The sequence below is a fragment of the Bacillus sp. USDA818B3_A genome (assembly GCF_009928415.1).
Classification (GTDB): Bacteria; Bacillota; Bacilli; order Bacillales; family Cytobacillaceae; genus Neobacillus.
In genome coordinates this window covers 93,505-115,363 of the sequence record NZ_JAABNN010000011.1, presented here as the reverse complement: position 1 = coordinate 115,363, position 21,859 = coordinate 93,505, and the positions used below count along the sequence as shown (strand labels likewise).

Below are 21,859 nucleotides of genomic sequence, written 5' to 3'. Positions count from 1 at the left end.
GGGGCTAGAAAATGGTAAGGAAAAAAATTGTAGCTGTACTCACCTTGGTAATGCTGATACTTGCGGCAGTCGGCTGCTCAAAAGATCAAGGTGCCAGCGGAAAGCCAAGTGATTCCGGAAGTAAGGAAAAGGTCACATTCTCGTATTATAACGCTGCTCAGGCAGGTAAAGACAGAAATACGAACGAAACTGTTATCGGGAAAGAACTTGAAAAACAAACTGGTGTTAACTTTAAGGTAGAATACGCTGTCGGTGATATTAACACAAAAATCGGGACCATGATTGCAAGTGGTAAATATCCTGATCTTTTAGTTCCAGATGCAGCATTACCTAAAATCCTAGATGCAGGTGCATTTATTGATCTTGCTGATTTAATCGATAAGCACGCTCCGAATATTAAAAGGGTATATGGCCCATATATGAATAAAATGAAAGATAAAGATGGAAAGATTTATTTCCTTCCTATGGAAGCCTATCAAGGATATCTACCAAATCCTAATATTGACCAAGGTGCATTTTGGGTTCAGCGTGCGGTCTTAAAAGAGGCAGGCTATCCGAAAATAAAAACTCTTGATGAATATTTCGACTTAATTGAACAGTATCAAAAGAAACATCCGAAAGTAGATGGCAAATCAACAATTGGATTTACATCTTTAACTTATGATTGGAGATTCTTTGCAATTTCAAATGCGCCAAATCACTTGGCCGGGTATCCAAACGATGGCGGCGTTCAGGTTGATATGAAGACACATGAAGCAAAAGTTTACGGTAATAATGAAGATACTAAGCGTTATTTAAAGAAATTGAATGAAATTAACAACAAAGGTTTATATGATAAAGAATCGTTTGTTGGCAACTATGATGAATATCTTGCTAAATTAACTTCAGGCCGTGTACTTGGATTCTTTGATTACGGCTGGCAAATTGGACAGGCAGAAACGAATCTTAAAAATGCTGGTGTAGATGATAAGCGTTATATGGCTTTACCAATTGTATTTGATAAAGATACAAAAGATCAATATTTAGATCCGCCTAACTTTGTAAGTAACCGCGGTATAGGTATCACAGTAAGTGCAAAAGATCCAGTAAGAATTATAAAATATTTGGACAATATGGTTAAAGAAGAAAACCAAAAGCTAATTTTGTGGGGAATTAAAGGGCAAACATATGATGTGAATGATAAAGGCCGTTTCGTTCGTACACCAGAACAAATCGCCCAAACAGCTGACGATAAGTTTAGAGAAGATTTTGGTTCTAAGATTTATGAATGGGGCTGGCCTCGCGGAAATGGACTATTATCTGACGGAAATGCATATGAACCTAGAAGACAAGTCGAAGTAGCGCAATTGTCCTATGATGAAGGCGACAAGAAATTGCTTGATGCATATGGAATTAAGGTTTTCTCAGATTTATTTGCTAAGCCAGATGAGCGCCCTTGGTATCCAGCATGGGGTATTCAGTTGGAAGAAGGTTCTAAGGAGCATATCTTCACTCAACGACAAACTGATTTAGAAAAGAAATATTTCCCTAAGTTAGTTTTAGCCTCTCCTTCGAAATTTGATTCTGTTTGGAATGAGTATGTAAAACAGTACAATGCTCTCGATGTAAAAGCTTATGAGAAGAAAATGACGACGGAAGTTAAAAAGCTGATTGAAATGTCTAAGTCTAACTCTAAGTAATTTAAACTAACTAACTTGCGTAACGGAGGCCGATCTTGCCAAATGGGCTGATCGGCTTCCTGTTTTTTTAAAATGTTTTATCATCGAGATTATAAGCCTCATCTTGGTTGGAGAGAGAAGGAGTATCTAAGGTGTGGCTTATGATGATTGAGTTTTGTATGTATTTGTTTTTTAAGAGGAGGGGTAAAAATGCAGATTCAGACTGAAACAAAGAATGTAGTGGATTCTTCCATACCGGTTCAATCGAAAAAAACTAAAGGAACATTTTTGAAAAAGGTAATGTCCCAAAAAGCACTAATTGCAATGAGTTTTCCCTTTTTAATTTGGCTGTTTGTTTTTAAATATATTCCATTATGGGGCTGGTCCATTGCTTTTCAGGACTTTAAACCCGCAAGAAGTTTGTTTGATCAAGAGTGGATAGGATTCGAACATTTTAAATTTTTATTTGATGACCCGAACTTTTACCGGGTACTTCGTAATACTTTAGGGATGAGCACCATTAACCTGGTATTGGGGTTTGTCACAGCTATTGGACTAGCACTATTATTGAACGAAATAAAAGCTTTAAAGTTTAAAAAAGTTGTCCAAACCATTAGCTATATGCCACATTTTATTTCATGGGTTGTTGCTGCAAGTATCGTTTCTTATGCACTTTCACTCGATAATGGGATTGTAAATATTGTATTAATGAAATTAGGAATTGTAGATGAGCCCATTCTATGGCTAGGCAAAGAGAAATGGTTTTGGGGAATCCTTGGTGCTTCTGATGTATGGAAAAACGTAGGCTGGAACACCATTATCTATTTGGCTGCTATTACGATGATTGACCCAGAGCAATATGAGGCAGCTGATATTGACGGTGCCACTAGATTGCAGCGGATCAAACATATAACGCTGCCATCTTTAAAACCAACGATTATTATTTTGCTTATTATGAATTTGGGATATATTTTAGAATCTGGTTTTGAAGCCCAATATTTACTAGGTAATCCATTAAACCTCGACTATTCGGAAAACCTTGATATTTATGTTTTAAAGTACGGTATTTCTCTAGGTAACTTTTCACTTGCCACTGCTGCGGGGATCTTTAAGACAGTCGTAAGTTTCATCTTCTTATTTGCAGCAAACAGTATTGCCAAAAAGTTTGACCAGCCAAGGCTTTTCTAGGAGGGGATTTTATGGAAAAGAAACGATTTTTCAAAGCAACCAAGAACCATACAGGTGCAGGAGACTATATTTTTGATATTTTTAACTATACCTTTATGTTTTTCCTATGTGTAGTGATGTTATATCCTTTTATTAATCAGATGGCTGTTTCCCTGAATGATGCTAATGATTCCATAAAGGGAGGAATTTATCTTTGGCCGAGGGAATTTACCTGGTCCAATTATAAATATGTATTTGGGGAATCAAGTATTTTTCATTCGTTTATGATTTCAGTTTTAAGAACACTAATCGGAACATTGACATCAGTACTTGGCACAGCAATGGTAGCTTATACCATTAGTCGAAAGGATTTTGTCTTTAAAAAATTTGTAACCATTGCTTTTGTTCTAACAATGTATTTTAGTGGCGGTTTAATTCCAAATTACTTGCTTATCAAAGAACTTAATTTATTAGATAGTTTTTGGGTATATATTATCCCTGGGATTATCGGCGTATTTAACCTTATTGTTATTCGTTCCTTCATTGAAGGCATCCCGGAGAGTTTATTCGAATCAGCAAAAATCGATGGAGCAGGAGATTTTACTATATTTATAAAAATTGTCTTACCATTATCTCTTCCTGTGTTAGCAACGGTTTCATTGTTTGTTGCTGTTGGCCAATGGAATTCTTGGTTTGATGTTTTCTTGTACAATTCTTCTTCTCCTGAACTAAGTACCTTGCAATATGAGCTTATGAAAATTTTACAAAATTCAAATGCTTCTATGTCAGGTAAGACTGCGGCAGATGCATTTGCGAGCAGTGGCGCAAATGCAAACTCAGTAACTCCTACTTCCATAAGGGCAACTATGACTATCATAGCGAGCTTACCGATTATCATGGTTTATCCGTTCCTGCAAAAATATTTTGTTAAAGGCTTAACATTAGGTGGAGTTAAGGGTTGATTTAAAAAATGGGACAATTTGTCCCTTTTTTATTGAATTTAATACTTTGGAATTCTATAAAGTATAAACTGAAAAAACTAAATGAACTAAATGAACTAAATGAACTTACTAATGAGAGGATGGACAATATGGGCCAAAGAGCAAAAATGATTCTTGAAAAGGATTTTAAAATTTCTGAGATTGATAATCGTATCTACGGTTCTTTTATCGAACATCTGGGACGTGCCGTCTATGGCGGGATTTATCAGCCCGGTCATCCGCAGGCAGATGAAAATGGTTTCCGTCAAGATGTGATGGAAATGGTAAAAGAGCTTCAGGTTCCTATCATCCGTTATCCAGGAGGGAATTTTGTTTCCGGTTACAACTGGGAGGATGGAGTAGGGCCGGTTGATCAGCGCCCACGCAGGCTTGATTTAGCTTGGCGCACGACTGAAACCAATGAAATTGGTACAAATGAGTTAATGAAATGGGCAAAGTTGGTAAATGCAGAAGTAAACATGGCCGTTAACTTAGGAACACGCGGAATTGATGCTGCAAGAAATCTAGTAGAATATTGCAACCATCCGGGCGGTTCTTATTATAGTGATTTGCGGATTTCACATGGGGTTAAAGAGCCGCATAAAATTAAAACTTGGTGCCTGGGTAATGAAATGGATGGTCCTTGGCAAATTGGCAGTAAAACGGCTGAAGAATACGGGAGAATTGCTGCCGAAGCAGCCAAGGTGATGAAGTGGGTTGACCCAACCATTGAACTTGTTGCTTGCGGAAGCTCCGGCCGAGGGATGCCAACGTTTGCAGATTGGGAAGCAACTGTTTTGGATCATACCTATGATCATGTTGAATTTATTTCGCTTCATCAATACTACGGTAATCGTGATAATGACATCTCTAATTATTTGGCAATGACCCTCGAAATGGATGACTTTATCCGTTCAGTCATTTCCATAGCCGACTACATAAAAGCGAAAAAACGAGGCAAGAAGAATATCAATCTTTCTTTTGATGAATGGAATGTTTGGTACCACAGTAATGATGCGGATAGGAAAATTGAACCTTGGAGCATTGCACCTCCGCAACTGGAAGATCATTATAATTTTGAGGATGCTTTATTAGTTGGATGTATGCTGATTACGTTATTAAAGCATGCTGACCGCATAAAAATTGCTTGTCTTGCCCAGTTGATCAATGTAATTGCACCTATTATGACCGAAGAAAATGGACCTGCCTGGAAACAGACTATTTTCTATCCATATATGCACACCTCTGTATTTGGACGCGGCGTTTCCTTGAACCCCATTATTTCAAGTCCAAAATACGATAGCAAAGATTTTACAGATGTACCTTATTTAGAATCAACAGCTGTATATAATGAAGAAAATGAACAGTTAACCATTTTTGCAGTAAACCGTCATTTAAACGAAGGTTTGGAGCTAGAGTGCGATATTCGTAATTTTGATGAATATGAGGTTGTGGAGCACATCGTGCTTGAAAACGATGACCTAAAACAAACCAATTCCGCTAAGGGCACACCAGTAGCGCCACATTCAAATGGGAATGCCGTGATTGAAAATGGTTTGATTTCAGCTGTCTTGCCGAAATTATCCTGGAATGTGATCAGGCTGGCTAAACGTAAATAGTTTTTAATCATTTCCATATCTTTTAATAATGTATTAGCTCATTGGAAAATAGAGTTATTGAGATGTAAATGATAGTAAAAAACTGGAGGAATTCACATGAATTACAGATTACTTGGAAAAACAGGTTTAAAAGTTTCCGAGATTGGTTATGGCGCCTGGGGTATTGGGAATACCGGATGGCAGGGAGCAAACGATGAAGAATCCATAAAGGCACTTAACAAGGCCATTGACCTTGGCCTGAATTTTATAGATACCGCCCTAGGGTATGGGGACGGACACAGTGAGCGCTTAGTTGGACAAGTAATAAGAGAACGTCAGGAAACGATTTATGTATCAACCAAGATTCCTCCTAAAAATTTAAAATGGCCTGCTCCGGCTGGTATTCCTGCAGAAGCGGCCTTCCCGGCAGATTATATTATTTCCTGCACGGAAGAGAGCTTGCGCAATCTTGGTGTCGAAAGAATCGATGTCCAACAGTTTCACGTTTGGTCTGACGAATGGGTAAATCAGGGGGACTGGCTGGAAGGAATTGAAAAGCTGAAAAAGCAGGGAAAAATTAAATATTTTGGTGTCTCTATTAATGACCACCAGCCTGAAAATGCTATCAAGCTGATTGAGACAGGCCTGGTTGATACTGTTCAAGTTATCTACAATATTTTTGAACAAAGCCCGGAAGATAAGCTGTTTGCTGCATGTGAAAAACATAATGTCGGAGTTATTGCCCGTGTACCTCTGGATGAAGGGGGACTTACCGGCAGGATCACCCCGGAAAGTCGATTTGATGAGGGAGATTTCAGAAATCATTATTTTAAGGATTATAGGAAACTTGAAGTCTACAACCGGGTACAAGAAATCGTAACAGATCTTAACATTTCTATCGAGGATATGGCTGAAACTTCATTAAGATATATTTTAAGCCACCCTGCAGTTTCTACCGTTATACCGGGAATGCGTACGATCAAAAATGTCGAAAGGAATTGTAAGGTTGGAGACGGAAAAGGGCTTTCTCAAGAAGCGGTTACGAAGCTGAAAGCTCACAGGTGGATTCGTAATTTTTATCAGGCATAAATAAAATTTTGTTGATTGTATAACAACATATAAAAATATGTTAATAGGAGATGGATTCTTTATGGCAAAGACAAGTGTTGAGGTTCCTTCTTTACAGAAAGTCTATGAAAGCAAATTTGACATTGGTGCAGCGGTAAACCTTCGAACAATTGAAACACAGCAGAATTTATTAGTGAAACATTTTAATAGTATTACAGCAGAAAATGATATGAAATTCGAGTTATTACAACCGGAAGAAGGAAAATTCACATTTGAAAGAGCCGATCAATTGGCAGCATTTGCACAAACCCATGGAATGAAAATGCGTGGGCATACGTTGGTGTGGCACAATCAAACTCCTGAATGGGTTTTTCACAATACTCAAGGAGAAAAGGTTACTAGGGATGAATTGTTACAACGGATGAAAGACCATATGAATACGGTCATGCAAAGATATAAAGGTCAAATTTACTGCTGGGATGTAGTAAATGAAGCAGTAACGGACGAAGGGCCTGAATTGTACAGAAGAACGCAATGGCTCGACATTATCGGCGAAGATTACATTGAAAAGGCCTTTGAATATGCACATGCCGCCGACCCGGATGCATTGCTTTTTTACAATGATTATAATGAATCCAACCCAGGAAAGCGGGAGAAGATTTATCAGCTTGTTAAATCGTTAGTTGAAAAAGGGGTTCCTATTCATGGTGTGGGTCTTCAGGCACACTGGAGCTTAACAAACCCAAGCTTGGAAGACATTCGTGCGGCCATTGAGCGATATGCATCCCTTGGATTAAAGCTGCAGCTAACAGAATTGGATATATCCGTTTTCAACCATGAAGATAAGCGGACAGACCTTACAGCACCAACTGCTGAAATGATTGAACTACAGACCCAAAGATATCGGCAGGTATTCGAATTACTTAGAGAATATAAAGAGGTAATTACAGCCGTAACGTTCTGGGGTGCTGCCGATGACTACACATGGTTAAATGATTTTCCGGTAAGAGGCCGAAAAAATTGGCCATTTTTGTTTGATGAAAATCATCAGCCAAAAGACGCTTTTTGGAAGGTTATTAACTTTAATTAAATATAGAAAGAGCTGCCTCATGACTGGCAGCTCTTTCTATAATGTTTTTTCTTCGAAAAGGATGTGAACTTATGACGATTACCGTACAAAATATCCTCGATAAATTAATGGAGCCGGTTAAGGAAATACCAAATACCGTCGACACTCTTAAAACGGGTAATCCGAACATGGAAGTTAAAGGGATTGCGATCACATTTATGGCCACACATGAGGTGATCCAGCAGGCAATAAGTTTAGGCGCAAATTTGCTCATTACCCATGAAGGTTTATTTTATAGTCACAATGATCATTTGGAAATATTGAAAAATAACCAGGTCTATATAGAAAAACGCCAGCTTATTGAGGAGTCGGGGATAGCCATTTATCGTTTTCATGATTACTTTCACCGTTATCACCCCGATGGAATTATGGTTGGTTTACTGGAGGCATTGGGATGGGATTCGTTTGTGGAAGAGAATCAACCGGCAGCGACCATCGTCAAAATACCAGCAATGTCTGTTAAGGAGATTGCTGAATATGTAAAAGGGAAGCTCGGAATCGGTTTCGTACGAACTGTGGGAGACATTTCTGGAATTTGCACTCGTATCGGTTTGTTAGCTGGATACAGAGGCGGAGGCACACTATCAATCCCGCTCTATGAGAAGGAAAATCTGGATTTAATCATTACAGGAGAAGGCCCTGAATGGGAGACCCCGGAGTATGTTAGAGATGCAATATCTCAAGGCAGACAAAAAGCGTTAATGGTTCTGGGTCATGCCGAAAGTGAAGTGCCTGGTATGAAATATTTGGCTGGAAGGCTCCAAGCTATCTATCCATCCATACCAGTACATTTCATTCCTGAAAAGGCTCTATTCCAAGTTCAATGAGATGAAAAAGATAAGTAAGAAAAAGCATATTCCATTGCGTTAGTAAATCTATGATTCTAAAAAAACATTAACATAGTTTGTACGACAAACAAACCATATTGCTGAATGGAGGATGACATATGAAGAATACAATCCCCGCTAAAAAGTTAAATATCAGCGAACAATATAAAGCCAATCATAAAGAGAGCTATGCGGCATGGCTGCAATATAAGAAAATAGATGATGTCATACTGGCAAAAGAGTACCAAAAATGGGGATCAAGTATTGAAAGCCTGTCAGATTCAATTGTAATCCAATCTGCCCAAAAAGAGCTTTGTTCAGCCATTTCGTCCATGCTTGATATTCAACCACAAATCTCATCGGAATCCAAGCATAAAGGCAGGATTGTATTAATAACGAAAAAGGACTTACCCCTTCTAGACGAAAGTATTGATGTGGATTTTGCAGAAATCAACGATGATGGTTACTGCATCAAATTGGTTACGACAACCGATAATAGTACGATGTTTTTGATCGGTAAAAGAGATGTCGGGGTATTATATGCCGCTTTTCATTTATTACGGCTGATGCAAAATAGACAAGAATTAAAAGAGATAAATTTAATCGAATGTCCCAAAAATCAATTAAGAATGATTAATCAATGGGACAACATGGATGGCAGTATTGAGCGCGGTTATGCAGGTCAATCCATTTTCTTCAAAGATAACGTATTTACTGAGGAACTGAATCGTGTTCAGGATTATGCTAGATTGCTATCTTCAGTAGGGATTAACGGAATCTCGATTAATAATGTAAATGTCCATCAAGTAGAGACTAATTTAATAACTAGCAGCTTACTTCCACAAGTAGCCGAAGTAGCGAGTATTTTTAGAGCTTACGGAATTAAAACATTCCTTAGCATCAATTATGCAAGTACGATTCAACTGGGTGATTTGGACACGGCCGACCCATTGGACCCAGAGGTGAAACAATGGTGGGAAAATAAAGCGGAGGAAATCTACCGCTATATCCCTGATTTTGGGGGCTTCCTTGTCAAAGCAGACTCAGAACACCGTCCTGGACCATTTACATATAACCGGAATCATGCGGACGGCGCTAATATGCTCGCCGAGGCGTTAGAGCCATTTGGCGGTCTAGTCATTTGGAGATGTTTCGTCTATAACTGTCTGCAGGACTGGCGTGACCGTTCAACAGACCGTGCAAGGGCAGCTTATGATCACTTTAAACCTCTTGATGGTCAGTTTCATAAAAATGTCATCTTGCAGATAAAAAATGGGCCAATGGATTTCCAAGTACGGGAGGCCGTTTCCCCATTATTGGGAGCCATGCCGCAAACGAACCAAATGATGGAGTTCCAAGTGACACAAGAATATACAGGACAGCAAAGACATCTTTTCTATTTAGTTCCCCAGTGGAAGGAAATCTTAGATTTTGACACCTTTGCAAATGGAGAAGGCTCACCTGTTAAACATGTTGTCGACGGATCCATGTTCCATTACCGATATTCAGGTATAACAGCCGTTTCAAACATCGGTAATGATTATAATTGGACTGGCCATACGCTGGCACAAGCAAACCTTTATGGGTTTGGCCGTTTAACTTGGAATCCAGACCTTGAAGCAGAGACGATTACGACTGAATGGATTGGGCAAACGTTTGGTCAAGATGAGCAGGTGAATGAATATATCTGCCACATGCTCTTAAAATCATGGGAAATTTACGAACATTATACCTCCCCGCTTGGAGTAGGCTGGATGGTCAATCCGCATCATCATTACGGGCCGAATGTCGATGGGTATGAATACTCGGTTTGGGGTACGTATCATTTTGCTGACTGCCAAGGAATTGGGGTCGATCGAACCACGAAAACCGGCACGGGTTATACGGCTCAGTATTTTAAAGAAAATACGGAAATGTACGAATCACTAGAAACCTGTCCGGATGAATTGCTGTTGTTCTTCCATCATGTACCATACACACATAGGTTGAAATCCGGTGTGACAGTTATTCAACATATTTACAATACTCACTTTGAAGGTGTTCAAGAAGCAGAGGAATTAAGAGAAAAATGGACAGCTTTACAGGGACGTATCGATACTGAACGTTATGAAGATGTGTTAAGTCGATTAGAAGAGCAAGTATCACATTCAAAAGAGTGGCGGGATATCATTAACACTTATTTCTATAGAAAATCAGGAATTACAGATGAGCAAAACAGAAAAATATATTAAGGCAATGTGTTAATGTTATGTACCTTCATGTAAAAGGGGATAAAAAATGAGTATAGCAAAAAATCAGGGAATGTCTCCTAATATGAGTTTACTTTCGATCACTTGGCCGATTTTTATTGAGCTATTTCTTCAAATTATTATGGGCAGCACCGATACGATCATGCTTTCCCATATCTCGGATGATGCCGTAGCAGCAGTTGGGGTTGCGAATCAACTCATATTTTTTACAATCCTCATTTTCAATTTTGTTTCAATGGGGACTGCTGTCGTTCTCTCCCAATATCTAGGGGCAGGTTTGCGTGACGAGGCAAAAACAGTAACGACCGTTTCAATCATGCTAAATTTCGCCATTGGTTTAGTGATAAGCTTAATCATGGTTATTTTTAAAAGTCAGTTTTTGGCCTTCTTTCATCTCCCGGAACATCTTGCCGGCTTAGGAAAACAATATCTCTCAATTGTTGGGGGAACTCTGTTTATTCAGGCTTTACTGCAAACGGTATCCTCTATTTTAAGGGCAAATGGCTATACAAAGGATGCGATGTTCGTATCCATGTTCATGAATGTTGTTCATTTAGCCATTAATAGTCTATTAATTTATGGGTTATTGGGATTCCCTGAAATGGGTGTCAAAGGAACGGCAATATCAACGGGAATTAGTAGAACGGCAGCCCTTTTGGTCATCATTGGGATCATGTATAGAAGGATCCCGATGAATATAAAATTTAAGGATTTTCTAACAATTGATGGAACACAGGTGAAAAAAATCTTAAAAATTGGAATACCGGCTGCTAGTGAACAACTCTGCTTTAACGCCAGTCAGTTGGTCGTCACGTCCATCATAGCGATCCTTGGTGCAGCCGCATTAACCACCCGTGTTTATACACAAAATGTCAATTCTTATATTCTTTTATTTGGCTTGGCCATGGGTCAGGGGACACAGATTTTAATAGGTTATAAGGTGGGTGCCCGTGATTTTGATGGTGCCTATCACCAATTATTAAAAAGCTTAAAGTACAGCTTTTCCATCACCATTGCGGTAGCCATACTTATTTCCTTCTTCCGGGAGTCCCTGCTCGGGATTTTTACAGAGGATAAAGAGATTATTTCAATGGGAAGCAAACTATTATTACTTTGTTTGATTCTTGAACCAGGCCGAACGTTTAACTTAGTCGTGATTAGTTCACTAAGGGCAGCTGGTGATACAACGATCTCTGTTAAAATGGCCGTTATCTCTATGTGGGGAGTTATGGTCCCACTGGCTTACTTTTTGGGGATCCATCTCGGATTCGGACTGCCTGGTATTTGGATTGCCTTTATTGTCGATGAGTGGTTTAGAGGGATCACCATGTACTTTAGATGAAAGAGCAGAGTATGGGAGAAAAAAGGATTGGTTCAAAGTCAGGTATCATCAACCGTTTAAATTGTATACTACTAAATTATACCCCCGCCTTAAAAAGTAAAAAGGTGGGGTTTTTTTATGGAAACGTATTAGAAAAGTTAATAGAAAAAGACTATGAGAAAAATTAATAGTAATAGCAATTGTAGAATAAAGTAATAAACGATAGGCGAATATGTCGAAATAAAATGAAAACGCTTGCAAGGAATTTATTGACAGAGGTTTAGTTGTCAGAATATAATGAAAACACATAGTTTGGTGGAAAAACTATGTTAAGAGAACTATAAAAAAGGGGGAAGGTATTAGGATGTTTAAGAAGTTTCGTTTTAGAAAGATTCTAGTATTAGCCTTGAGTTTGCTGCTGCTAATAGCAATGGCAGGCTGTCAAGCAAAGGACACTTCAGGTGGAACAGCAGACGGCGGCGGAAGCGGCGGTAAGACGAAACTAACTATTTGGCTATGGCCTGGTATGGGAATTGAAGACCAGATTAAACAGTATGCAAAAGAAAATAATATTGAAGTAGATATCCAATCTTCAAGTTTTGATGATGTTCATAATAATTTAACGACAGCTTTAGCAGCCGGCAGCGGCGCACCTGATATCTCTGCTGTAGAGGTTAAAGGGATTGATAAAATGAAAGCGAATCCAGAGCACTTCTATAATCTGTATGATTTAGGAGCAGAGGATATTAAAGGGGATTACTTTGATTGGAAATGGAAGCAAGCACAAACCGCAGACGGGAAATATTTATTAGGTATCCCTACGGACATTGGGCCTCAGGCCATGGCCTACCGGATTGATATTTTTGAGCAGGCTGGTCTTCCAACGAACCGTGATGAAGTGGGTAAATTAATGACAACATGGGATGATTACATAAAAGTGGGTGAACAAATTAAAGCAAAAACTGGCAAGGCTATGATTGATACAGCGAATGGAATGTACTCTGTAATCGAAGGCCAGGGCAATGAAAAGTATTTTGATAAAGATGGCAAAGTAATTGTAAAAGACAATCCGCAAATTCAAAAAGCCTATAAATATGCAACAGAAGTTATTGATAAAGGTCTCGCCACAAATCTAGATCAATTTGCACCTGAGTGGGGGACAGGCATGACAAAGGGCGATTTCGCTACATTATTGGCGCCTGCCTGGATGATGACATTCATGAAAGAAAATGCTCCTGATGCCGCTGGTAAATGGGATATTACTCAGCTTCCTGAAGGCTCTGGGAACTGGGGAGGTTCATTCTTAACAATTCCAAAAGAATCCAAACATGCGGAAGAAGCTTATAAATTAATTAAGTGGCTGTTATCTCCAGAACAGCAGTTAGTGACATTTAAAGAAGCAGGTAACTTCCCTTCAACACCAAAAGTCTATGAATCCGATGAATTACAAAATCTAACAAGTGATTATTTTAATAATGCCCCTGTAGGAAAGATTTACGCAGAAGCAGCTAAGCAAGTAAAACCAATTATCGAAGGACCTCAATCGATTCAGATTGAAAAAATTATCGGAGATTCAATCAAACGTGTACGTGATAAAAAATCTACTCCTGAGAAGAGCTGGAAAGAGGCAATGGATCAACTTGAGCGTGAGTTGAGCCGATAATAGGGGCCTATGAAAAAATTAGAGACTGATAGATTATATCAGTCTCTAATTTTTAGAATGAGAGGAGGAGAATGAATGGCAGTAAATGCAGATGTGAATACAGAAAATTCGTCTGTGATTAAAAAGGAAAAAAGGTATATAAAACAAAGTATCAGGGACAATGTTTCCGGTTATTTATATATTTCTCCGTTTTTTATTTTGTTTGGTATTTTCGGACTTTTCCCGATTATCTATACAGCCTATATCTCCTTTTTTAAATGGAACATATTAGGTACAAAAGAATTCATTGGCTTAAAAAACTATACATTGCTTTTCACGGATCCAGTGTTTTGGAAAGCCCTAGGAAACACATTCAGTATCTGGATTATCTCCACTCTTCCTCAATTGTTTATGGCGCTGGTACTTGCATTTATTTTAAATCAGGCATTTTTAAAGGGAAGACAGTTTTTTCGTCTCGCCGTATTCTTACCCAATATCACATCTCTTGTGGCGGTATCAATCATATTTGGTGCTATCTTTGGCCAGAATTACGGCATTCTGAACTATTTTCTTTCATTCTTTGGGATTGACCCAATTAACTGGAAAGCTTCTTATTTTGGTACTCATGTAGCTATATCGATCATGGTTATGTGGAGATGGACAGGTTATAATGCCATCATTTATCTAGCTGCACTTCAAAGTATTCCTAAGGATTTATATGAAGCCGCTACCATTGACGGTGCAAGCAAAGCACAGCAATTCTTTAAAATTACGATTCCGATGATTCGTCCAATGATTATCTTTACGGTTATTCTCTCAACCATTGGTGGAATGCAGGTTTTTACCGAACCATTAATGTTTTCAGGTGCTGGGGGCGGGCCGGTAAAGCAAGGTCTCACATTGACATTGTACTTATATGAAGAGGCCTTTGTCCGCAACTCATTTGGATATGCTTCTGCGATTGCATGGGTGTTATTTATCATCATTGTCATTTTCTCGATTGTTAACCAATTAGTTACAAATCGAATTAAATCTGCCGATTAAGGAAGTGAGAGCATGAAAGAGGTAGGAATAAAGTGGTATAGCCCAGGAAGAATTATTGTCTATGCAGTTTTGATTTTCACCACATTTTTATCGATCTTTCCATTTTATTGGATGCTGGTCATTGGCTCACATGACACTTCAGCTGTAAACAAATTTCCGCCAGCGATGCTGCCGGGTGCAAACTTTATGGTGAATGTTCAGAAGGTGTTCAGCAATATTGATTTCTTTGCAGCGATTGGGAACTCTGTCATTTCCTCTACAACTGTTATGATTACGGTTCTCTTCTTTTGTTCTTTAGCAGGCTTTGCTTTCGCTAAGTTACAATTTAAGGGGAAAAAGTTTTGGTTTCTCTTTGTCCTTGCCACAATGATGGTACCTTCTCAACTAGGATTAATTCCTTCCTATATGATTATGAGTAAATTAGGATGGATTAATAACCTAAATGCGATTATTGTTCCTGGGATGGTAAATGCTTTTGGGGTTTTCTGGATGAGGCAGTATATCTCGGCGACGATTCCTGACGAATTAATGGACGCAGGCAGAATAGACGGCTGTTCTAATTTCCGTTTGTATTGGAATATTACACTCCCATCCGTTCGTCCAGCATTAGCTACATTAGGATTGCTTACCTTTATGGGTGTATGGAATGACTTCCTATGGCCTCTGGTTGTCCTGAAAGACCGTAGTGTTCAAACCATCCAAATTGCCTTAAGGACCCTTAACGGTGCCTATTTCCAAGATTTTGCAATGATCCTTAATGGAACATTTTTGGCCACTTTGCCAATACTCATTGTATTCTTACTGTTTAGTAAGCAATTTATTGCCGGATTAACAGAAGGATCTATTAAATAAGGTCAAAGTAAGGTTTTTCAACACAGGGGGACATAAAATCCCCCTAGAATATTATCTTAAATACATAGGCAGCATGATATCTTTAGATAACTTGCGCATAGGAATGAAACATGGGCACCGATGCCCATGTTTCGTTCTTTAATGCAAGTAAAACGTTTTAGAATAATCAAGTTGTGGGGAGAGAGTATGGAGCCGGTAATCAGTGTTAGCAATGTTCATTACTCCTTTGGAAAAAGCCATCAAAAGGTTGAGGTTTTAAAAGGGATCAGTCTTTCAATTGAACCTAATAGTTTAATTGCATTAAAAGGCAGATCAGGTTCGGGGAAAACAACCCTCCTTAATTTATTAGGTGCCTTGGATGAACCTGAAAGCGGAGAAATATATTTTAATAGGAAGCTGATAAACGGACTTTCCAAAAAGGAAAAAGAAAAGCTAAGAAGAACAAGTATTGGATTTATTTTTCAATCGTTTGGATTAATTCCGCTTATGACAGTAGAAGAAAATATCGAATTCGCTCTTCGCATTGCAGAGGTTCCGTCCATTGAGCGTCCTAAAAAAATCAGGGATGCAATTGAATTAGTAGGATTGACCAAAAGAGCAAAGCATCTCCCGTATCAGCTCTCTGGAGGGGAGCAGCAGAGATGCGCCATTGCAAGAGCCATTGCCCCTGGCCCCGCTCTGATTTTAGCGGATGAGCCGACTGCCGAACTTGATAGCAGAATGGCCTTTCAAATGATTGAAGTTTTTAAGGAACTAGTGAAAACAAACCAGGCAACCATTGTGATGACCACACATGATACCGGGATATTAGAGGTGATAGACCATGTTTATTCATTGGAAAACGGTCAAATTACATATGATCAAAAAGAAGTCATTATGGAGAAATAGTTTACTGATTGTCCCGCTTGTATGGTTAACATCCTGTTCCGTTTTCCCAAAGGAAGAAAGCACTCTTGCCCCGCCGCTGATTGAGCCGGCAAAAATCGACTATAAGACGGCTGAAGTAAGAAAAGGAACAATCGTAAAGCGAGTTAAAGGAATGGGGAGTTTGGTTCCGGTTGGCAGCCAAAATTTGTATTATCGCGAGTCGGGAGGGCGAATTCAAAAGGTCTATGTGGCTGAAGGAGATTTGGTGAAAAAGGGGCAAACTCTAGTAGATTTGGAGAATGGAAACCTTGTTTTTGATATCGAACAGGCGGAATTGGAGTTGGAAAAGGTAAATATAGAATTACAACAGCTTGAGGCACAGGGGGCAGACAAATATTCAATTGAGAAAGCAAAACTGGATGTGGAAATTACAAAAGTCCGTTTGCAAAAACTGCAGCAAGTACAGGAGAGTTCCAAACTGCTTTCTCCGATCAATGGAATTGTTTCCTTTGTGGGTGAATTAAAGGCAGGGGACCAGGTTCAGGCCTATCAATCGATTGTACAAGTTGCAGAAACATCAAATTTACAGCTAATGTATACGGCATCGGGTGTAAATGAACTATCAGATGTCAAATTGGGAATGCCTGTACATGTTTTAGTGAACGGCAAAGAATTAAAGGGGAAAGTTGTTCAGACCCCTAATGAAGTGCCTGCAGATGCACTTAAACAAAATGATGACGTTCAGCAACGCAGTATTTTTGTACGGATTGAAGATTTACCGGCACAATCGAAAGTTGGGGATTCCCTAGATTTTGAAATTATTACACAACAAAAGGATAAAGTTCTGATGATTCCGAAAAGCGGACTGCGAACGGGAATAGGAAGAAATTATGTCCAAGTACTCCAAGGGAATACAAAAAGAGAAATTGACATTGAGCCTGGTCTTGTTTCTGCTACGGAAGTGGAAGTAATCAAGGGCCTAAACGAAGGGGATCAAGTCATCCTGAAGTAGGGGGGAATGAGCGAATGGCAATAGTAAAAATTATCTTTAGAAAGATGCTGAATAATCCATGGCTCACAGGCAGCTTATTCCTCGGCCTCTTACTGACGGTTGCTCTCGTTTCGAGCATCCCTACCTACACATCAGGAGTATTACATAAATTACTTACAAAAGAATTGGTGCAGTATCAAGCAAAAAACAATCAATTTCCCGGAGGTTTTTCCTTTTCCATTGGAATTTCAACTGAAACAGAGTCAAGCCCAGCAAAATCTTTGATAAAGGCGGAACATATTAATGAAGAACTAATTGAAGAGGCAGGCCTGCCGGTTGTTGCAAAGGCGAACTCAATTAGTACCATTCCTTTAAAAATATCCTTATCGGATGAAGCTTCACAAGATGAACAAGATTTCGGCAGAATTGTCACATTGTCGGATGTAGAAAAACATATAATCATCACCGACGGAAAATTGCCTTCCGAAAATGTTAAAGACGGAATTTATGAAGTTTTAATTCCGGAAAGGAGCTTACATAAAAGGAAGATTGTTTTAAACAAAGTCTTAAAAGCCATCGAAGGTAAACAAGAGATACTCGTTCGGCCGGTGGGGACGTTCAAAGCCAAAAGTGAGCGGGATCCATACTGGGAAACCTCACCTGATCGATACACTGATGACTTTATATTGCCGGAGGAGCAATTCCGAAAACTATTCCTAACAGAAAAGCAGAATTTACTAGGAAACAGCCGGTTTTATTCCGCTTTTGATTATCAGTCCATTAATACGAGTCATATTCCTAACTTATTAAGACTGGAAGACAGCGTGAAGGAGAAGGTCAGTAAGGTTAACAAATCTATGATTTTAGTGGATTTTCCTATTCAATATATCCTTGCAAGATACTTAGACAAAGAACGTCAATTAACAACCATGCTTTGGTCGTTAAACATTCCTATCCTAATCATGATGGCCATTTACTTATTTATGGTGGTACGGCTGATCATTAACCGCCAGTTAAATGAAATTGCCGTTATGGCAAGCAGGGGAGCAACAAGGCAGCAAATCGTGTGGATTTATTTTCTGGAAATCAGCTTACTTGGGCTGGCTGCTTTGATAATCGGACCCTTTTTAGGTTTATGGTTATGCAACATCCTGGGAGCCTCCAATGGATTTTTGGAGTTTATTCAGAGATCCAGCTTACAGTTAGAGATTAGTAAGGAAGCGTATCTTTATGCTTTTTGTGCTGTAGCCATATCTATTCTGATGGTAATGATTCCTGTCTACCAGGCCTCTAAAAAAAGTATTGTCCATCATAAACAACATTTAGCCCGTTTTGAAAGCAGCAAGAACTGGCTTTTAATGATTATTGATGTATTGCTAGTAGTTATATCGATATATGGGTTATTTACATTTAAGCAGAGACAAAAAGAATTAATGACTCTATCAAATGCAGATGGTGAATTATTGGTCGACCCACTGTTATTCTTTATCCCAGCCTTATTCATTATCGGAATGGGTTTGTTGATATTAAGAATTTACCCATTTATTTTGAAAGCATTAGGAAAAATGGGCGGCCGATTTTGGTCACTGCCTCTTTACAGCACCTTTATTCAAGTAAGCCGTTCATCAAAACAATATCAGTTTTTAATGCTGTTCCTGATCATGACGATTGGATTAGGTGTGTTCAGTGCCAGTTCGGCAAGAACGATCAATACTAATCTTGAACAGCAAATTCGTTATAAGAATGGGGCCGATATTTCCCTTCAAATAAAATGGGATAGTAACGAACCAAGTCCTGTGGCCCCAACAGCTGCAAATGGGAAAGGAACCGAGAATGAAACCGCCTCTGTCCAGGAGGTTGTATATTCGGAACCGCCATTTGACCCCTTTTTAAAATTAAAAAGTGCGGAACATGCGGCAAAGGTGTATCGAAAGGAAAGTATGAAAGTAGAAGGAAACGGAAAAAAAATTTACTCGGCCAGCCTAATGGGGATTGAACCGAAGGAATTTGGCAAGACAGCCTGGTTTGAACCGTCGTTATTACCGCATCATTGGTATAACTATCTTAATTTATTATCAAGTGAACCTAGCAGCGTGCTAATCTCAAAATCTATTGCGGGTGAATTGGGAATCAAGGTAGGAGATTATTTTACAATCGAATCAGAAAATTCTATTCCTGTTGAATTTGTGGTGTTTGGAATAGTAGAGTACTGGCCTTCCTTTAACCCTCTAGAAAAAGGAGAAAATACTGGCGACGGGGCATCGCTAATTGTGGCAAATCTCCCTTATATCCAGAATACGATGGGCTTAGAACCTTATGAAATTTGGTTGAAAGTAAAGAAAAATGTCTCAAGGGCTTCTTTGTATGCGGAAATCAGCAATAAGAAGCTGCCAGTTACGGGAATAAGCGATATCAATCCGAAGATTATTGAGCTCAAAAATGGCGCATTTTTATTGGGCTTAAATGGAACCTTGACCTTAGGGTTTATTGTCTCTCTTTTAGTCACCTTTATTGGATTTATTCTTTACTGGGTATTAACGATTAAATCGAGAACCTTGCAATATGGTGTTTATCTTGCGATGGGAATGCCAAATCATCAATTAATCAGTATTTTACTGTGGGAACAAATTTTTACATCAGGTGCAGCATGTTTCTTGGGAGTGATCCTAGGTAAACTGACAAGTACATTATTTGTCCCTCTCTTTCAGCTGTCATTTGATCCGAAAGAAATTGTTCCGCCATTTCGGGTCTTGTTTCAAGCAAGTGACGGAACCAAGATCTACTTTTTTGTTTTCTTTATGTTAGCGGCTGGATTGACCCTATTGGCCATCTTTTTAAAACAAATTCGTATACATCAAGCCATTAAGTTAGGTGAGGACTAAAGATGATTAGATGTCAGGATTTAGTAAAAATATATAAATTAGAAAACGAACAAGAGGTAATCGCCTTGCAAGGCCTTGATCTAGAGGTAGAAAAAGGAGAAGTAATGGGGATAATCGGAAACAGCGGAAGCGGGAAATCAACTTTGTTGAACTTACTTGGCGGTTTAGACCGTCCCACAGCGGGGCAACTGATCGTGGATGGCAAAGATCTGCTCCGATTGTCCGACCAAGAAATAGTAAAATATAAATTGGAAACGGTTGGCTTTGTATGGCAAAACAACGCTAGAAACTTAATTCCCTATTTATCTGTCATTGAAAATGTGGAACTACCCATGCTCTTAAAAGGAGGAAGGCGTAAGCGGGAACGGGCAAAAGAACTTTTAGAAGGAGTGGGAATGAGCCACCGTTTAAAGCATCGGCTTGACCAGCTGTCAGGCGGAGAGCAGCAAAGAGTGGCAATCGCCATTGCTCTGGCTAACAACCCGAGCTTACTGCTTGCCGATGAACCAACCGGCAGTGTTGATTTAAAAACAGCCGATCTCATTCTTGATGTTTTTCGAGAAATCAATCAATCCCTTGGTGTCACCATCGTGATTGTGACGCATGATACCCAGTTGATGAAAAAGATGGATCGGGTTGTTGCTATTCGTGACGGGCGAACGTCCAGTGAAATTATTCGAAGAACACTTTCAAAGGAATCATTTCATGGGAAGGATTCTCCAATCATGGATATGGAGCAAAAAGATACACATATAGAATTAGCGGTACTCGATAGAACGGGAAGAGTTCAAATTCCGCGGGAATATTTAGAAGCAATTGGCTTAAAAGATGTGAATAAGATACAGATTCAATTGGAAAAAGATAAAATTGTGTTGCTTCATCCTGATGAAATAAAAGCGGGATCTTTTAATTAGATCCCGCCCTTTTAATGGAAAACCGTATCTGTTCTGCTTTTTTGAATATCATATTGGAAATAAAGAAAATAAAATAGGCACCGATACTGAAAATGAATAAAAAGGTTATTGGCTGCCAGATAAAAGCAGCTCCCATTAATAGTAAGGCCACAATGCCCATAAGGGTGAAAGGCAAGTAACTCATTGCTAGAATAAGAGAATTTTTTAAAATATGAATCCAATTCAATTGATAATGAACCATGACAGGGAAAAGGAAAACCGATAAGAGAATAAGTAATACTCCTCCTAAGAAAAGGAATGGAATCAGGAACATTTTTTCAATGGAGCCAAGTTGACTAATAATAGTGAAGTTCATATATAACAAACCAGCAAAAATCGTCCATAACAATCCTAATAGAAAACTTTGTTTAAAGTTGTCTTTAAAGTATTTGAAAAAAGAACGAAAGACACTAGAGTCCTCTTTTAATACCCATTGGCGTACAACACCAAACAGTGCTGCGGTGGCAGGAAAAATAGTAACGATGGGCAGGCACATCATGAACCAGATCAGGTTTAAGAGTAGAAAGTTTGAAAAGATTTCAAGTGCTATGTAGAAGTTATTCTTAACTAGTTTCATAACAAAATACCACCCTTATTTTAGAATATTCCTATAATTCTAAAATTACCATAG

Annotated in this window: 17 protein-coding genes; 16 read left to right on the top strand and 1 reads right to left on the bottom strand. The window is 38.9% G+C overall.

Annotated features, from left to right (window positions below):
• Positions 1-11: 11 nt before the first annotated feature.
• From GXK58_RS17440 to GXK58_RS17365, 16 genes are all read left to right on the top strand, one after another.
• Complete coding sequence (locus GXK58_RS17440; protein ID WP_160724439.1) at positions 12-1,679, top strand: ABC transporter substrate-binding protein; 1,668 nt, start codon at positions 12-14, stop codon at positions 1,677-1,679.
• Between the two features lie 189 nt (positions 1,680-1,868).
• A complete protein-coding gene (locus GXK58_RS17435; RefSeq protein ID WP_237389705.1) occupies positions 1,869-2,846 on the top strand; it encodes an ABC transporter permease in 978 nt (325 codons plus the stop codon).
• Between the two features lie 11 nt (positions 2,847-2,857).
• Positions 2,858-3,787: a carbohydrate ABC transporter permease gene (locus GXK58_RS17430; protein ID WP_160724438.1), complete on the top strand. Its 930-nt coding sequence runs from the start codon at positions 2,858-2,860 to the stop codon at positions 3,785-3,787.
• A gap of 128 nt (positions 3,788-3,915) precedes the next feature.
• Entirely contained in the window at positions 3,916-5,424 is a 1,509-nt protein-coding gene (gene arfA / locus GXK58_RS17425) for an arabinosylfuranosidase ArfA (RefSeq protein ID WP_160724437.1), read from the top strand.
• Between the two features lie 96 nt (positions 5,425-5,520).
• On the top strand, positions 5,521-6,492 hold the full coding sequence (locus GXK58_RS17420) for an aldo/keto reductase (protein WP_160724436.1): 972 nt from the start codon (positions 5,521-5,523) through the stop codon (positions 6,490-6,492).
• Between the two features lie 61 nt (positions 6,493-6,553).
• Entirely contained in the window at positions 6,554-7,561 is a 1,008-nt protein-coding gene (locus GXK58_RS17415; protein WP_160724435.1) for an endo-1,4-beta-xylanase, read from the top strand.
• A 71-nt stretch (positions 7,562-7,632) separates the two neighbouring features.
• The gene (locus tag GXK58_RS17410) at positions 7,633-8,427 is read left to right on the top strand and encodes a Nif3-like dinuclear metal center hexameric protein (RefSeq protein WP_160724434.1); all 795 of its coding nucleotides are present in this window, start codon (positions 7,633-7,635) and stop codon (positions 8,425-8,427) included.
• 119 nt (positions 8,428-8,546) lie between these two features.
• Complete coding sequence (locus tag GXK58_RS17405; RefSeq protein WP_160724433.1) at positions 8,547-10,658, top strand: alpha-glucuronidase family glycosyl hydrolase; 2,112 nt, start codon at positions 8,547-8,549, stop codon at positions 10,656-10,658.
• A gap of 46 nt (positions 10,659-10,704) precedes the next feature.
• Positions 10,705-12,018 (top strand): MATE family efflux transporter, encoded by a 1,314-nt coding sequence (locus GXK58_RS17400; RefSeq protein WP_160724432.1) that lies wholly within the window; start codon positions 10,705-10,707, stop codon positions 12,016-12,018.
• A gap of 343 nt (positions 12,019-12,361) precedes the next feature.
• A complete protein-coding gene (locus GXK58_RS17395) occupies positions 12,362-13,660 on the top strand; it encodes an ABC transporter substrate-binding protein (RefSeq protein WP_160724431.1) in 1,299 nt (432 codons plus the stop codon).
• A gap of 75 nt (positions 13,661-13,735) precedes the next feature.
• On the top strand, positions 13,736-14,683 hold the full coding sequence (locus GXK58_RS17390) for a carbohydrate ABC transporter permease (RefSeq protein ID WP_160724430.1): 948 nt from the start codon (positions 13,736-13,738) through the stop codon (positions 14,681-14,683).
• A 12-nt stretch (positions 14,684-14,695) separates the two neighbouring features.
• Positions 14,696-15,535 (top strand): carbohydrate ABC transporter permease, encoded by an 840-nt coding sequence (locus GXK58_RS17385; protein WP_160724429.1) that lies wholly within the window; start codon positions 14,696-14,698, stop codon positions 15,533-15,535.
• A gap of 186 nt (positions 15,536-15,721) precedes the next feature.
• The gene (locus tag GXK58_RS17380; RefSeq protein WP_160724428.1) at positions 15,722-16,423 is read left to right on the top strand and encodes an ABC transporter ATP-binding protein; all 702 of its coding nucleotides are present in this window, start codon (positions 15,722-15,724) and stop codon (positions 16,421-16,423) included.
• Positions 16,359-17,414: an efflux RND transporter periplasmic adaptor subunit gene (locus GXK58_RS17375; protein ID WP_160724427.1), complete on the top strand. Its 1,056-nt coding sequence runs from the start codon at positions 16,359-16,361 to the stop codon at positions 17,412-17,414. The genes GXK58_RS17380 and GXK58_RS17375 overlap by 65 nt, the downstream gene beginning before the upstream one ends.
• A 14-nt stretch (positions 17,415-17,428) precedes the next feature.
• A complete protein-coding gene (locus tag GXK58_RS17370; RefSeq protein WP_160724426.1) occupies positions 17,429-20,275 on the top strand; it encodes an FtsX-like permease family protein in 2,847 nt (948 codons plus the stop codon).
• A gap of 2 nt (positions 20,276-20,277) precedes the next feature.
• Complete coding sequence (locus tag GXK58_RS17365; RefSeq protein ID WP_160724425.1) at positions 20,278-21,189, top strand: ABC transporter ATP-binding protein; 912 nt, start codon at positions 20,278-20,280, stop codon at positions 21,187-21,189.
• Here the strand turns inward: GXK58_RS17365 and GXK58_RS17360 are convergent.
• Positions 21,182-21,805 (bottom strand): YesL family protein, encoded by a 624-nt coding sequence (locus tag GXK58_RS17360; protein ID WP_160724424.1) that lies wholly within the window; start codon positions 21,803-21,805, stop codon positions 21,182-21,184. The genes GXK58_RS17365 and GXK58_RS17360 overlap by 8 nt on opposite strands.
• Between the last annotated feature and the right edge of the window lie 54 nt (positions 21,806-21,859).